This is a genomic window from Streptomyces sp. NPDC031100 (genome assembly GCF_055570785.1).
On sequence record NZ_JBVIGN010000004.1, the window covers coordinates 265,417 to 278,979 of the forward strand.

General features: G+C 67.6%; 11 protein-coding genes. 6 read left to right on the forward strand and 5 right to left on the reverse strand.

Annotated features, from left to right (window positions below):
- Window positions 1-6 precede the first annotated feature (6 nt).
- From ACZ5DS_RS13105 to ACZ5DS_RS13115, 3 genes are read right to left on the reverse strand one after another with little or no spacing between them, the layout of a single operon-like run.
- Window positions 7-756, reverse strand: coding sequence for a VOC family protein (locus tag ACZ5DS_RS13105; RefSeq protein ID WP_468237014.1), 750 nt, complete (start codon window positions 754-756; stop codon window positions 7-9).
- Between the two features lie 43 nt (window positions 757-799).
- Window positions 800-1,216, reverse strand: a complete 417-nt coding sequence (locus ACZ5DS_RS13110) for a VOC family protein (protein ID WP_468237016.1) — start codon at window positions 1,214-1,216, stop codon at window positions 800-802.
- Window positions 1,217-1,247: 31 nt separating this feature from the next.
- Window positions 1,248-1,646 carry a helix-turn-helix transcriptional regulator gene (locus tag ACZ5DS_RS13115; RefSeq protein ID WP_468237019.1) on the reverse strand — a complete coding sequence of 133 codons (399 nt, stop codon included), beginning with the start codon at window positions 1,644-1,646 and terminating at the stop codon, window positions 1,248-1,250.
- Between the two features lie 149 nt (window positions 1,647-1,795).
- Here ACZ5DS_RS13115 and ACZ5DS_RS13120 point away from each other — a divergent pair, with 149 nt between their 5' ends.
- The 3 genes from ACZ5DS_RS13120 to ppk2 are packed head-to-tail and all read left to right on the forward strand — an operon-like array spanning window position 1,796 to window position 4,111.
- On the forward strand, window positions 1,796-2,950 hold the full coding sequence (locus ACZ5DS_RS13120; protein ID WP_468237021.1) for an inorganic phosphate transporter: 1,155 nt from the start codon (window positions 1,796-1,798) through the stop codon (window positions 2,948-2,950).
- A 16-nt stretch (window positions 2,951-2,966) separates the two neighbouring features.
- Window positions 2,967-3,200 carry a hypothetical protein gene (locus ACZ5DS_RS13125; RefSeq protein ID WP_468237023.1) on the forward strand — a complete coding sequence of 78 codons (234 nt, stop codon included), beginning with the start codon at window positions 2,967-2,969 and terminating at the stop codon, window positions 3,198-3,200.
- Between the two features lie 20 nt (window positions 3,201-3,220).
- Window positions 3,221-4,111, forward strand: a complete 891-nt coding sequence (gene ppk2 / locus ACZ5DS_RS13130) for a polyphosphate kinase 2 (RefSeq protein ID WP_468237026.1) — start codon at window positions 3,221-3,223, stop codon at window positions 4,109-4,111.
- A gap of 12 nt (window positions 4,112-4,123) precedes the next feature.
- On the opposite strand, the gene ACZ5DS_RS13135 is transcribed toward ppk2, so the two are convergent.
- Window positions 4,124-8,617 carry a caspase, EACC1-associated type gene (locus tag ACZ5DS_RS13135; protein WP_468237028.1) on the reverse strand — a complete coding sequence of 1,498 codons (4,494 nt, stop codon included), beginning with the start codon at window positions 8,615-8,617 and terminating at the stop codon, window positions 4,124-4,126.
- A 184-nt stretch (window positions 8,618-8,801) separates the two neighbouring features.
- Here ACZ5DS_RS13135 and ACZ5DS_RS13140 point away from each other — a divergent pair, with 184 nt between their 5' ends.
- The 3 genes from ACZ5DS_RS13140 (at window position 8,802) to ACZ5DS_RS13150 (ending at window position 10,988) form a co-directional block, all read left to right on the forward strand.
- Window positions 8,802-9,299 (forward strand): MarR family winged helix-turn-helix transcriptional regulator, encoded by a 498-nt coding sequence (locus ACZ5DS_RS13140; protein ID WP_468237031.1) that lies wholly within the window; start codon window positions 8,802-8,804, stop codon window positions 9,297-9,299.
- Window positions 9,300-9,491: 192 nt separating this feature from the next.
- Window positions 9,492-10,160: a nitroreductase gene (locus tag ACZ5DS_RS13145; protein ID WP_468237034.1), complete on the forward strand. Its 669-nt coding sequence runs from the start codon at window positions 9,492-9,494 to the stop codon at window positions 10,158-10,160.
- A gap of 99 nt (window positions 10,161-10,259) precedes the next feature.
- Window positions 10,260-10,988 carry an SDR family oxidoreductase gene (locus ACZ5DS_RS13150; protein ID WP_468237036.1) on the forward strand — a complete coding sequence of 243 codons (729 nt, stop codon included), beginning with the start codon at window positions 10,260-10,262 and terminating at the stop codon, window positions 10,986-10,988.
- A 685-nt stretch (window positions 10,989-11,673) separates the two neighbouring features.
- On the opposite strand, the gene ACZ5DS_RS13155 is transcribed toward ACZ5DS_RS13150, so the two are convergent.
- Window positions 11,674-13,542, reverse strand: coding sequence for a hypothetical protein (locus tag ACZ5DS_RS13155; RefSeq protein ID WP_468237039.1), 1,869 nt, complete (start codon window positions 13,540-13,542; stop codon window positions 11,674-11,676).
- Window positions 13,543-13,563: the final 21 nt, after the last annotated feature.

A 13,563-nucleotide genomic window follows, 5' to 3' on the forward strand; every position in this document is an offset into this window, starting at 1 on the left:
ACGTGACTACGCGTCGCTGACCGCCGCGGGCAGCCCGCCCGTCTCGGGGTCCCGGCCGGTCAGGCAGTACGTGCCACCGGTCGGGTCGCGCAGCACCACCCAGTGCGGGCCCTGGTGGACGCGGACGGCACCCAGGCGCTCGTGCCGGGCGCGGGTCGCCGCGATGTCCGCGCAGGCCAGGTCCAGATGGGCGGAGGCCGGGCGTTCGTCGTCGAGCCGCTGGAGCAGGATCCGGACGGGCAGGCCCGCCTGCGGCCTGAGCACCCGGAACTCCGGCCGGGAACCCGCCAGCAGGTCCCAGCCGGTCAGCGCGGCCCAGAACGCGGTCTCGGTGTCGTATGCGGAGGGCGGGATGTCCAGGCACACCTGGTCCAGGCGGCTGCCCTCGACCACCGGCGGCCGTACCGCCTCGCCGTGCCACGGCACGGCGCAGAACAGCAGCCCGGCGGGCGAGCGCAGGACCGCCCAGTCGCCGTGGTCGGCGACCAGGTCCGCGCCCAGTTCCCGGGCCGTCCGGGCCAGGGCCGCCGGGTCCTCGGCGCAGAAGTCGAGGTGCGCGCCGCCCGCGCCCTCGGCGACTCCCTGGAGCTTCACGCACGCGTCCGTCCCATCGGACAGCAGCGTCATGAACTCGCCGTCCTCACCGCGTGGTTCGGACGGCCGGGTGCCGGTGACGGCCGTCCAGAAGGCGCGGGCGTCGACGAGGCGGGCGGCGGGGCGGTCGACGAAGGCGTAGGTCCAACGGATGCTGTTCATGGCGGGGATCGTAGGCAGCCGTCCCCGCCGCGTCGGCGGAATTTCAGTCCGCGGGCCGCTCCAGGAACCGCAGCATGTTCCCCGCCGGGTCCCGGAAGGCGCAGTCGCGCACCCCGTACGGCTGGTCCATCGGCTCCTGGAGCACATCGCCGCCGGCCTCCCGGACCCGCTCGTACAGCGCGTCGCAGTCGGTGGTGGTGAAGATGACACCGCGCAGCAGCCCCTTGGCGAGCAGCTCGGCGATGGCCATCTTGTCGGCCGGGGAGATGTCCGGGCTCGCGCCGGGCGGCTCCAGCACGATCTCCACGTCCGGCTGGAGCGGCGAGCCCACGGTGACCCACCGCATGCCCTCGAAGCCCACGTCGTTGCGGACCTCCATGCCGAGCACGTCGCAGTAGAAGTGAAGTGCCTTGTCGTGGTCGTCCACGGCGATGAAGCACTGCTTGAGTTTCAGGTCCATGGCTTCACGCTAGAACCTGTCCTGCGGATCCTCAGTACGGGCGGCGGCGCGGGCGGGTGAAGGAACGGGCCACGCAGGACGGGATCACCGCGCTCTCCTCGTGGGAGCGGGCCCGGTAGGCGCTCGGGGTCTCGCCGACCAGCTCGGTGAACCGGGAGCTGAAGGAGCCGAGCGAGGTACAGCCGACGGCGATGCACACCTCGGTCACGGTGAGGTCGCCCTGGCGCAGCAGCGCCTTGGCCCGCTCGACCCGGCGGGTCATCAGATAGCTGTACGGCGTCTCCCCGTACGCCTCGCGGAAGCTGCGCTGGAAGTGGCCGGGTGACATGTGGGCGCCGCGGGCCAGCTCGGTCATGTCGAGCGGCTCGGCGTACTCGCGGTCCATGCGGTCGCGTACCCGCCGCAGCCGTACCAGGTCCTCCAGGGTCATCCCGTCAGCTTGGCACAGTGTGCTCGCACCTCGGCAGAGAACGCATTCACACGCATTCGCACAGGAATACACAACAGAGTCCCACGAGTTCGACGCGCCCTTCGCCTTCAGTTCGCCCCAGATTGGTCTGCACCTGCTTTCCTCTGGGAATGGATCACATCACGTTCCTCGTGGCGGTCGTCATCGTCACGGCGCTGGCCTTCGACTTCACCAACGGATTCCACGACACGGCGAACGCGATGGCGACGTCCATCGCGACCGGGGCGCTGAAACCCCGGACGGCGGTCCTCGTGAGCGGTGTCCTGAACATCGTCGGTGCCTTCCTGTCCACCGAGGTCGCCAAGACGATCTCGGGCGGGATCGTGGACGACACGCTCGTCTCCCCGGCGATGATCTTCGCGGGGCTGGTGGGGGCGATCCTGTGGAACCTGCTGACCTGGCTGGCCGGGCTGCCGTCCAGTTCCTCGCACGCCCTGTTCGGCGGGCTCATCGGGGCCGTCTGGGTCGGTGCGGGGTCCGACGGCGTGCACGGTGACAAGGTTGTCGAGAAGGTGCTGGTCCCCGCCGTGGCCTCGCCGGTGGTGGCGGGCATCGCGGCGCTGATCGCCACCTACCTCGCCTACCGGCTCACCGAGCGGGCCCGCAAGGAGTCGGTGACCAAGGGCTTCCGGATCGGACAGATCGCCTCGGCCTCGCTGGTCTCCCTGGCGCACGGCACCAACGACGCGCAGAAGACGATGGGCGTCATCACCCTCACCCTGATCTCGGCGGGCGCCCTCGGCCACGAGGCGGGTCCGCCGGTCTGGGTGATCGCCTCGGCGGGCCTCGCGATCGGCCTCGGCACCTATCTGGGCGGCTGGCGGATCATCCGCACGATGGGCAAGGGCCTCACCGAGATCCAGTCCCCGCAGGGCTTCGCCGCCGAGACCGCCTCCACGACCGTGATCCTCACCTCCGCCCACCTCGGCTTCGCCCTGTCCACCACGCAGGTCGCCTCGGGCTCCATCCTCGGCGCGGGCCTGGGCCGCCGCCTTGCGGAGGTCCGCTGGGGCGTCGCCGGGCGCATGGTGGCCGCCTGGCTGATCACCCTGCCCGCGGCCGCGCTGGTCGGCGGGCTCGCCGCGAGCGTGGTCAAGCACGGCGGCAACGCCGGTACGGCGGTGATCGCGCTGGTCGCCGTCGCCCTCGCCACGGTCATCGTCTTCGCCGCGCGCCGCAACCCGGTGCACGCGAACAACGTCAACGACCACCACGAGGTCACCATCCGCACCCCCGAGTCGGCCCACGTCGACACGGCCGCCTGAACCACGGAGAGCTGACATGCATCTGGACTGGACCGCACTCGGCCAGGTCACCGCGGTGAGCATCGGAGTCACCGTTACGGTGGTCGCCGTCTTCGCCCTCGGAGTCCTGGGCCTCGCCCGGGTCGAGGGTTCCCGTGAACACCCGGGCACCGGCCGTGCGTTGGGTATCACCCAAGCGGGGCTGTGCTTCCTCGCCTGCGTGGCGGTGGTGGCGTACGGGATCTATCTGATCGTGCCGCAGTTCCACTGACCCGGAGGAAGGGGGACGAGATGACGCCGTTGGTCACGGAGGGCCTGCGGGTCGACTACACCGACCACGACGACCCCGTGCTGATCCGGCCCGACGGCACCCCGGTGGACACCTGGCGGGAGAACTACCCGTACGACCACCGGATGGAGCGCAAGGAGTACGAGCGGCACAAGCGGCTGCAGCAGATCGAGCTGCTGAAGCTGCAGAGCTGGATCAAGGAGACCGGCCGCCGGCTCGTCATCGTCTTCGAGGGACGGGACGCGGCCGGCAAGGGCGGCACCATCAAGCGGTTCACCGAGCACCTGAACCCGCGCGGCGCCCGCGTGGTGGCGCTGGAGAAGCCGACCGAGCGCGAGCGGGGGCAGTGGTACCTCCAGCGGTACGTCGAACACCTGCCGACCGCCGGCGAGATCGTGCTCTTCGACCGCTCCTGGTACAACCGCGCCGGTGTCGAGCGGGTGATGGGCTTCTGCACGGACGACGAGTACCGGCGCTTCATGCGCCAGGCCCCGCTGTTCGAGCGGATGCTGGTGGACGACGGCGTGGACCTGGTCAAGTTCTGGTTCTCGTTCTCCCAGGGCGAGCAGCGCACCCGCTTCACGATCCGCCAGGTCGACCCCGTACGGCAGTGGAAGCTCAGCCCGATGGACCTGGCCTCCCTGGACCGCTGGGACGAGTACACCGCGGCGAAGGTCGCCATGTTCCGTGAGACGGACACCGAGCACGCCCCGTGGACCGTGGTCAAGAGCAACGACAAGAAGCGCGCCCGCGTCGAGGCGATGCGCAGCGTGCTGGCCCGCTTCGCGTACGCCGACAAGGACGAGGAGGTGGTCGGCACGCCCGACCCGCGCATCGTCGGCGCGGCGGCCGGGCTCCTGGAGGCGGGGGAGGACGAGCGGGACCAGCCGTAGGGGCGGCCGCTCTCACTCGCAGGGCGGGTGGTACCGCCGGTCCGGGAGATAGCGTTTCCACTGCTTGTGGGTGATGGGATCGCCCACCGCGTTGCAGAGGTTGGTGATGACGGGCTTCGGGCTGATGTCCCAGAGGTCGACGCCGGCGCTGGCTCGGACGACGGCGAGCTTGCGGCCGCTTGGCGTGAAGGCGAGCGAGTAGAGCCCGAGCGACACACCGGGCAGGTGGGACTCGCGCGTGGGGTTGCCCGGATCGGTCAGGTCCCATATTTCGGGACGGGTTCCCTCGTCATCCGATGAGCTCGACGCGATCAGTGCGAGGTGGGTTCCGTCGGGGGCGAAGGCGAGCGGGCCCCCGTAATCGCCGACCCTCACGCTGGCCGGTTGACCGGTGAGCCGGTGCTGGTCGACGTGCCACACCTGCAGTGTTCCGTTGCTCTGGTAGATCGCGAGCACCTTGCCGTCCGGCCGGAACGCCAGCTGCGCGGACTCGACACCCGCGGCGAGACGCCGTGACCACAGCTGGGTGGGGTGCGCCGGTTCCGTGAGGTCCCAGCTCTTCAGCTGCATCGCGGCGGTCGGCTGGGAGTTCCGCTCCTTCTTCAGGGGCGAGTCGTCGGCGATGAGCGTCTTTCCGTCCGGGGAGAAGGCGAGTTCCATCGTGGTCGACTTGATGCGGGCGGCCTGCCGAGGGTGCCGGGGGTCCGCGATGTCGAAGATCCGGACGTACGGCGTCGAGTGGTTGCCGGCGATCCAGCCGTTCATGTCGGACACGGCGAGCAGCGGCTTGGTGGGGCTGAAGGCCAGCGCCGCGACGCCGTTCTCCAGCTCGTCGCCGATCGTGGCCAAGGGTGAGCCTTTGGGGTGAGCCGTGTCGCGTAGGCGCACGCCGACGTACTCCGTCTTGCTCTTCTTCCCCTGCTTGTAGACCTCGGCGTCGGCGAGGAGGCTCCCGTCCGGGCTGAGGGCGATGTCCGCGCCCGTGAACATGTCGGGGGCCCGCATGCCGGCCAGGAACTTCCGGTTCGGGGCCACTTCCACCAGGTAGTTCGCGCCCACCCCCTCCAACGCGAGGAGCAGCCTCTTGCCCGCCGACCGGAGGTCCATTTGGGCTCCGGTTCCTGGCGTCAGTGCCAGAAAGTCCTGGGCACCGGGTTGCAGGGCATTGGACAGGGACCAGACGTACACGCCGCGGTCCGTGGTCTGCAAGAGCCGGCGGGCCCTGCCCGGGTCGAACAGGACCGCTCCGGCACTGGTCGTCATCTCGCCCAGCTTGGCCCCGGACACAATCAGGCCAGGATCTTCGTCGGTCGAGTACACCCACGCGTACGCTTGGCCGCCGCATGCCCCGACGATGGTGTCGCGAGCCGGGCTGAACGTCAGGGAAGTCATGCTGTCGATGCAGTTGAGCGAGGCCGACTCGTCCTTCTTCCCCCGACTCATCCGCCGTGGGTTGCGCGGGTCACCGAGAGTCCACAGGCCCAGCCGTTCTTCGGACTTCACCCGCACCGGTGCTGCCAGCAGCTTCCCCGTGCGGTCGAAGGCCACCCGGTGGAACTGATTCTTGTTCGCCCACGCGTTGGTGACCGGCGCTGCCTTGAGTGTGGCGACCCGGCCGACATGGCTGGTGTCCGCCACGCCCCAGAGCCGGATCCCGCCGTCCACGCTGATGCTCGCGAGCAGGTTACGCCGGGGCGAGACGGCCAGGGAGTCGACCTGCTTGGTGTGTCCTCGCAGAGTCGGGAGCGCAGTGGGCGCATTCCGGTCGGCGATGTTCCAGAGGAGGATCTCGCCGGAGGAGACGCCGGCGAACAGGGTCCTGCCGTCCCTGCTGATGGTGAGCGCGGAGGTGATGTGCTTGACGCTCAGCGCGGCCGTCTGTCTCGGCTGCGTGGGGTCCGCGATGTCCCACAGCCGTACCGTCGCCGTGCCCGAGCGGCCGCTGCCGTAGGTGACCGCCGCGAGTGTCCTGCCGTCGGGGCTGAGCGCGATCGGGCCGATTTCGCCTGCCTTGATCCGCTCGGGCCCGCTCCGGGTGCGCAGCACGATCGAGTCGCCGGTCGAGATCGCGAGAACCCGGCCGTCCCTGTTGAAGGCGAGGTCGTAGGCCACCTGATCCGCGTTGATCACACCCGGGGTGCGCTGGCTGTTCAGCAGCGCGCCCCGGCCGGCCTCGTGGTTGATCTGGTACGAGAGCAGACTGAGCTGTTTGGCCAGGCCGGGCTCGGTGTTGCGGAGGTTCTCGGCCTCGGCGGCGAGATACCGGGCGAGGTCGCGTTCGTGCGCCCGTTCGGCCTGACGCTGGAAGGAGACGGAGCCGGCAAGTCCCGCCGAGGCGAGCAGCGCCAGCAGGGCGAGGAAGGCCACGGCGATCCGGCGGCGGCGGACGCCCCGGCGTTCCTGACGTGTGGAGGTGTCCACGAACTCGGCGAGCAGGGGGTCGAGATCCTTCGCTCGCGCCGGGGCGGCCTCGGCGCGCTGGCGCAGGGTGGCCAGGCGGTTTCCCCGGTACAGCAGGGAGGGATCCCGATCGAAGCGTTCCCAGGCGGTGGCGTCGTCGGCGAGCTGCTGCCGGTCGCGCAGCCAGTCGCGGTCCGCGTCCACCCACCCCCGCAGCACGGGCCAGGCACGTATCAACGCCTCATGGCTGATCCGCGCGGTGTCCTGGTCGACCGTGAGCAGTCGGGCGCTGGTGAGCCGGTCGATCGCCTCCTGCGCGGCACGGGTGTCGGGCAGTCCGTGCAGCAGGGCGGAGCGGTCCATGGGCCGGGCCGTGTCGGCAGCGTCCTCGGCGACCCGGACCAACCGGGGCAGCATGTGCTTGACCGCCTCCTGCCCCGCCGGGCCGAGCTCGTCGTACACCTCGTCGGCGGTGCGCGCGATCGCGTGTGAGATTCCGCCGGTCGCGCGGTATCCGGCGACGGTGAGACGCGATCCGGCGCGTTGCTGCCAGGTCGCCCACAGCGCGTGGGACAGCAGCGGCAGTGCACCGGCCGCCGGCCTGTCCCCGCCCATCGCGCCGAACTCGTGCAGCATCAGGTCGGCGAGCCCGTCGTCGAGTTCCAGCCCGGACTTGGCGGCCGGTTGTTCGATCGCGGCGCGGAGTTCGTCGGGGGTCATGGGCTCGACGAGCAGCTGCCGGTCGCGCAGGGCGGTGAGCAGGTCGGGTTGAGCGGCGGCCTGGTCGTAGAAGTCCGCTCGCAGTGCGAGGATCACGAAGGTTCGCGGCGGGTCGTCGTCCACCGGTGTGGCCATGGCGGTCAACGCCCGCAGGAACACGGCACGTTCGGCTTCGTCCCGGCAGAGGGTGAACAGCTCCTCCAGCTGGTCGACGAGCACGACCAGCCGCTGCCCGGGCCGGTCGGTGAGGAGCCGGTCGACCCAGCCGGCCGCTCTGTCGGGGTCCTCGCGCAGGACCTCGACGCTCTCGGTGGGTGCGTCGAACTGCTCGGCAAGGCGCCGCAGCGGGTTGGCGCCGGGGGTGAGCCGCAGGACCGGCCAGCCGGCCGACGCGGGCAGAGCGTTGTCACGCAGCCTGTTCAGGAGCCCGGCGTTGAGGAGAGAGGTCTTTCCCGACCCGGACGGGCCGACCAGCACCAGCGGCCCTGCCGCGGCAGGGGCGTCGGCGCACTCCTGCAGCGCGGAGAGCACCCGCTCGACCATCGCCTCGCGCCCGCAGTACAGCTGGGCGTCATCCGGACCGAACGACTGCAGGCCCGGGTAGGGGCTGCGGCCGGCCGAGGGCTCCGGTTCCTTCTGCGGTTCCGTCTGTGCGGGCACCGCCGGGTTCGGCGCGACGACCAGGCTTCCGGAGCGGCCTTCCGCCTGCCTGCGGGGCAGCGGCAGCTGCTGGTCCCACATGGTCCGGAACACCGCGTCGTAGACCAGGTCCAGGGTCAGCTGATGCGGCCCGCGCGGGTCGCCCTGGGTCAGTACGTCGACGAGCGCCCCCGTGAACGCCGTTCGCCCGGCCTCCGGCGGAGCGAGGGCGAGCTGTTCCGCTGACCCGATGAAGTACAGGCCGGGAGCGGGATCCATGCTGAACGCGGGCACGGATGTGCCGCGCCCCAGATGGCGGCGTCCGGAGAAGCAGCAGTCGAGGACGAGGACGACCGAGGACGCCCGACTGGCCGTGAGCGCCTGCCGCAGGGCGGAGAAGGACAGCGCCTGGTGTCCGGCCATACCGGGGGTGAGCCGGTCGGTGTTGCGGGCGGCCAGGTACAACTCGCCGTCCGTGTCGAGCAGTCCGTGACCGATGAAGTAGACCAGCAGCACCGTGTCGGCCCGCTGTGCCTCGTCCGCGACCGCCTGCGCCATGGTCATCGCGTCGGGCGGGTCGAGCAGCTCGCGCACCTGGTCGGACGGCACCCCGCACCGTTCGACGAGGGCCGCACGCAGGGCGTGGAAGGTGGGGACGACGGAGGGCACCGAGGCGAGCATGGGCCCGTCGTGGGTGGCGGTGGCGATCAGCAGGACCCGTACTCCCGGGCCGGACAGACCGGTCATGACTCCCCCGTCACTGCCGCATGGTGCGCCTGCCCTGTCACGACTGCAAACCGAGGCTAGCAACGCCCGGCGATGCCTGACTAGAACTCTGTGTGGTCCAGGGGGAGTTGTGGATCCCGCGGATCCCGCAGTTAGTTTCAAACGATACCGTATCGAATGGGACGATAGCTGCTATCGTGTCTTTATGTCCGCCGACGTTCCTCACCGAGCCTCCGCCTCCACCTCCGTTTCGCGCGCGACCGACCGCCCCGGGGATACGTCGCCGTTCGCCCTCGGCTTGCTGCTGCGCCGGGCGCACTGGCGGGCGGCCGCGGTGATGGCGGAGGCGCTCCGGCCGCTCGGCATCGAGTTGCGCCATTTCGCCGTGCTGATCGTCCTGGTCGACCGCGGGCCCACGGTGCAGCGGGACCTGGCGGCGGCGACGGGGTCGGACAAGGCGGGAATCATGCGGGTCGTGGACGACCTGGAGCGCATGGGGCTGGCCGTACGCAAGACCGTTCCGGGGGACCGGCGGGTGCGGGCGGTGGAGATCACGCCTCAGGGCGTCGAGCTTTTCGATGCGGCCCATGTGGCGGCGGAGCCGCTGGCCGAGCGTCTGGTTGCGGAACTGGGGCCTGGTGAGCGTGAGCAGCTGACGGATCTGCTGACCCGGTTCGCCCACCCTGCGGACGACGAGGCGTGAGCGCGCCCGCGCGACCGGTTGCCTGCGCAGGGCCGGTGCCCTTCGCCTCATGTCCGCCCGGCGCGTAGCGCGCTGTCCAGCCATGCCTTGGCGGGTTCATGTGCATCGATAGTCGCGCTCGAAATGGTATCGAGTGATACCATCTTCAGTGTGACGAAGTCGGACCCGTTGAGCGTATGGAGGCGGGTGATCATGGACGTCTATGAGGCGGTCACGAGCCGGCGGGCAGTGCGCGGGTTCACCGACCGGCCCGTTCCGAGGGAGGCGCTGGAGCGGGTGCTGTCTGCCGCGGCCTGGGCGCCGTCCGGATCGAACATCCAGCCGTGGCACGTCTACGTGCTGACCGGTGCGCCGCTGGCCGAGCTCAAGAAGCGCACCGGCGAGCGCCTGGCCTCGGGCGACCCCTGGGACGAGCCGGAGTACGAGATGTACCCGCCTTCGCTGAAGTCCCCGTACCGCGCGCGTCGGTCCGCCTTCGGGGAGCAGCGCTACGGCGCACTCGGTATTCCGCGCGAGGACCTGGAGGCGCGCCAGAGGGCCGCTGCTGCGAACTGGGACTGTTTCGGCGCGCCCGCCGCCCTGTTCTGCTACATCGACCGCGACATGGGCCGGCCTCAGTGGTCGGACGTCGGCATGTATCTGCAGACCGTCATGCTGCTGCTCCGCGCCGAAGGGCTGCACAGTTGCCCGCAGATGGCATGGGCGAAATTCCACAGGACCGTCGCACAGGTCCTGTCACCCCCGGAGGAGCTCGTCCTCTTCTGCGGCATGTCGATCGGGTTCGAAGACGTCACCGTAGGTGACGCCCGTATGGGCCGGGCTCCGCTCGACGAGACGGTCACGTTCGTCGACGGTCTCTGACGCCGCCCCTTCCCGGCCGATCAAGGCGTCGATTCTTGCCCCGTCCACCTAGTTGTTCATATGCCATATTCCGCACGTAACTCCGACGAAAGGCATGCCATGAAGATCGCAGTCATCGGCGGTACCGGGCTGATCGGTTCGCAGGTCGTCAAGAATCTGAATGCCGCCGGGCACGAGGCCGTACCGCACTCGAAGTCCACCGGCGTCGACGTCATCAGCGGCCAGGGACTGGACGAGGCGGTGGCGGGAGCCGACGTCGTCGTCAACCTCACGAACTCCCCGACCTTCGACGAAGCCTCCCCGGCCTTCTTCCAGACGTCGATGGACAACCTTCTGGCCGCGGCCCGCAAGGGCGGCGTCGGCCACTTCGTCATCCTCTCGATCGTCGGCGTCGACCAGGTGCCGGAGCTGGACTACTACCGCGCCAAGGCGCTCCAGGAGAACATCCTCGCGGCCGGTTCGATCCCCTACTCGATCGTCCGGGCGACGCAGTTCATGGAGTTCATGGACGCCGTCCTGTCCTGGACCGCCGACGGCGACACCGTCCGGTTGCCTGCCACTCCGATCCAGCCGATCGCTTCCAGGGACGTGGCCGCCGCGGTGGCGGAGGTCGCCGCGGGTGCCCCGCTGAACGGCATTCGCAACATCGCAGGTCCCGAGATCTTCTCCCTGGACGAGCTGGGCCGGATCACCCTGTCCCACAAGGGTGACAACCGCACCGTCGTCACGGACCCCACCGCCGGCATGTTCGCCGTCGTGAAGGGCGACGTCCTCACCGACAAGGACGCTCACCTCGCGGCCACCCGCTACACCGACTGGCTCTCCTGACTCGCTCCCCCATCAACGGACGGCGAACGAAACCGCACCCGGTCCCCAGCGACGCCGTGTGCGGCGAGCCGGGGGCCGGGTGCGGGCAGAGAGACGCTGCAAACAGAGAAGTTGCAGGTCAGAAGGGGTGGGGCTCAGGCCTTCTTGGTCTCCTAGTAATGGGCCGGGTCGGTGACCTGCGGGGATGTTTCCTGTGGGGCGCTGACCTGGCCTTTTGGTGATTGATGGCGATGGGGTGCGATGGTCTTGAGCGGGTGTCTTGCGGACTGTGTGCGGACTGATGGCGGCTCGGCGTTATCCGTGATTACGGACATGACGTCGCCCTGGTGACGGATGCAAGGCCCTGTGACCGTCATTCACCGGCCGATCCAGGGCCTCATCCTTCGTGCTGTAGAAGGAGTTCCTCCTGCGGCGGAGCCGCCGAAGGAACTCATGGCTGCCTCGTAGTCAAGGACGACGGCACTTCTCATCCTGCGGGTACAGGGGGGCGTCGTCTCGGTGGCTGCAGAACGCTCGGCACCTCTGCGGTACACGATCCGTGACGCAGGAGTGGAGGCAGCTATCGCCCGGAGGTCTCTCTACTCGATCTATTGCGACGCTGGATCGGGCCGAGAGCCGTTGTAGCACTCGGAGCAGAGTCTCGGGATATAGGTAGAGATGATGACTCTGTATGCGCCGTCGGTACCTAGACCGTTTCCACCCCCTCGCCTGGATGGGGAACGCCAGGAACCAACGGATGGTCGTAGGTGAAGTGCAGTTCGCCGTATTCATTCGGCGTCTCAGTAGGGACGCTATTATCCGCAATGATCATTTGGAATGATTCGCTGAATTCTCGCTGCAGTTGCATGATGTACTCGTAGACCTTTGCTGCTACTGCCGAGTCTTCAGGCGTCTGCCCCACGTTTTTACGTGGACTGTCGACAATCAAGAGCGTAGGGTACGGAATACCTTCATGCTGGAGTCCATATTTCAAGTTCGCCAGGTGATATGCGAGGTTCACTATCGTCTTTCGGGCTCCGCCAACTGAAAGTTGGTCGAATGCCTCTCCATTCACGATAGGGAGGTACGTATCCTCGTCAATTTTCGCGCTCGTGTACCACGGAAGCTGAAGAGAACGAACGATCTCGTTAAATACGTCTGATAGCTCTTCGATCCGCTCCTGGTTACGGGCTAGATCGTCCTGCAGCGCGTTTTCTCGCTCAGATACTCGGCTAGCTTCTACTTCGGCGTCCTGCGCAGCCTCTACTGTGGATTCGTAATTACTCCAGCGCGCTCCAGACGCTTCTAGCCGCTCCAATTGGCCTTCAAGTCGGGCAATCTCCATAGCCAGTGTCTGCACCTCTTCAAGCTGCGGGCTGATCAGCTCCGAGGCAGATCGCTCCAGCTCGATGCTAACTTCGGCCAGTTCTGACTCTACGGAACGAACCTGTTCCCGCTGTCCTTCCAAAGCCTCTTCATCTTCGTCCAGCAGAGACTGTGTCTCACGAATTTGCGCCGCCAGGCGCTTCATTTCTCCGCTGTCAAACTCGCTGGCTGCTGGTTCGGACTGGGTGCAGAGCAGACAATGCCCGCTCGGTACCTCGCGATCCGTCAAGTCCTGGAGGCAACGTGGGCATGATGTGAATTCGAGCCCACTCAAAGCCCGATTCGCGACTTCTGCACGCTCTAGGGCTTGCTGTTCCAGGCGAAGTTGCGCCATTAGGGACCTGCTCTTGAGAACATCAGCTGCGGTGGCGTCGCGTACGGCAATTAGCTCGCTCAACTGAGCCCGTAGTTGGCTTACCCGCTCGCGCGTACTGCGTTGCGCCTCAAGGGCAGCCCCGCTTTCAGTCCGAACGGCATTAAGTAGCGACGTGGCCTCTTCAAGAGCACGCCTCGCCTCTCCCTCCAGATCCTGCAATCGCTCTGGTTCTGGCTCTTCTGCTTGGACCAGGAAGTCCTTAATTGCCTCCGCTCTGACTTTCAACTGCGCGGCGCGATCTACCCACTTACCTCTCATGATAGCCAGGTCGATCAGTTCGGGCGAATTCAGTCCGTACACAAGCTCGAAGACGGCGCGGCGTTTAAGGTCGAGGTGGGTATTTCCATGTCCAACTACCTGCGTGTCGATCTCGTTTTGCCCGAGATAGACATAACGATATAGATCGAAGAAACTCAATCCGACGGTCTCGCTGGTCGGTTTCGTGCGCTTCCTTGGAATCCGAAGATCAGGAGGAAGCCCCAATGCTGCCAGCAATTGCTGACTGGCCTTAGGCATATACTTTCGGTTGGTCACGGCCCACGGGCCGATAATTTCCCCGGTGGACTCATCAACCACATCGATGGTGTTCTGATTCATCTCCCTGATGAGTCTGTACCTGCGCTCGCCAAGGATAATCTGTAGCTCTATCGAGGCAACGTGCTGCCTGACTGCTGGCATAAGTTTGGCGTTTTGCGACCCGAGGCCGAATTTAATCAGCTCGAGCAGACTACTTTTGCCCACTCCAATGCTGCCGGTCACGATAGTGACCTGATGCTCAAATCGGTAAACGGCCTGTTCGGAGTTCGTCTTCACGGTAAGCTGGCGAATTCGAAT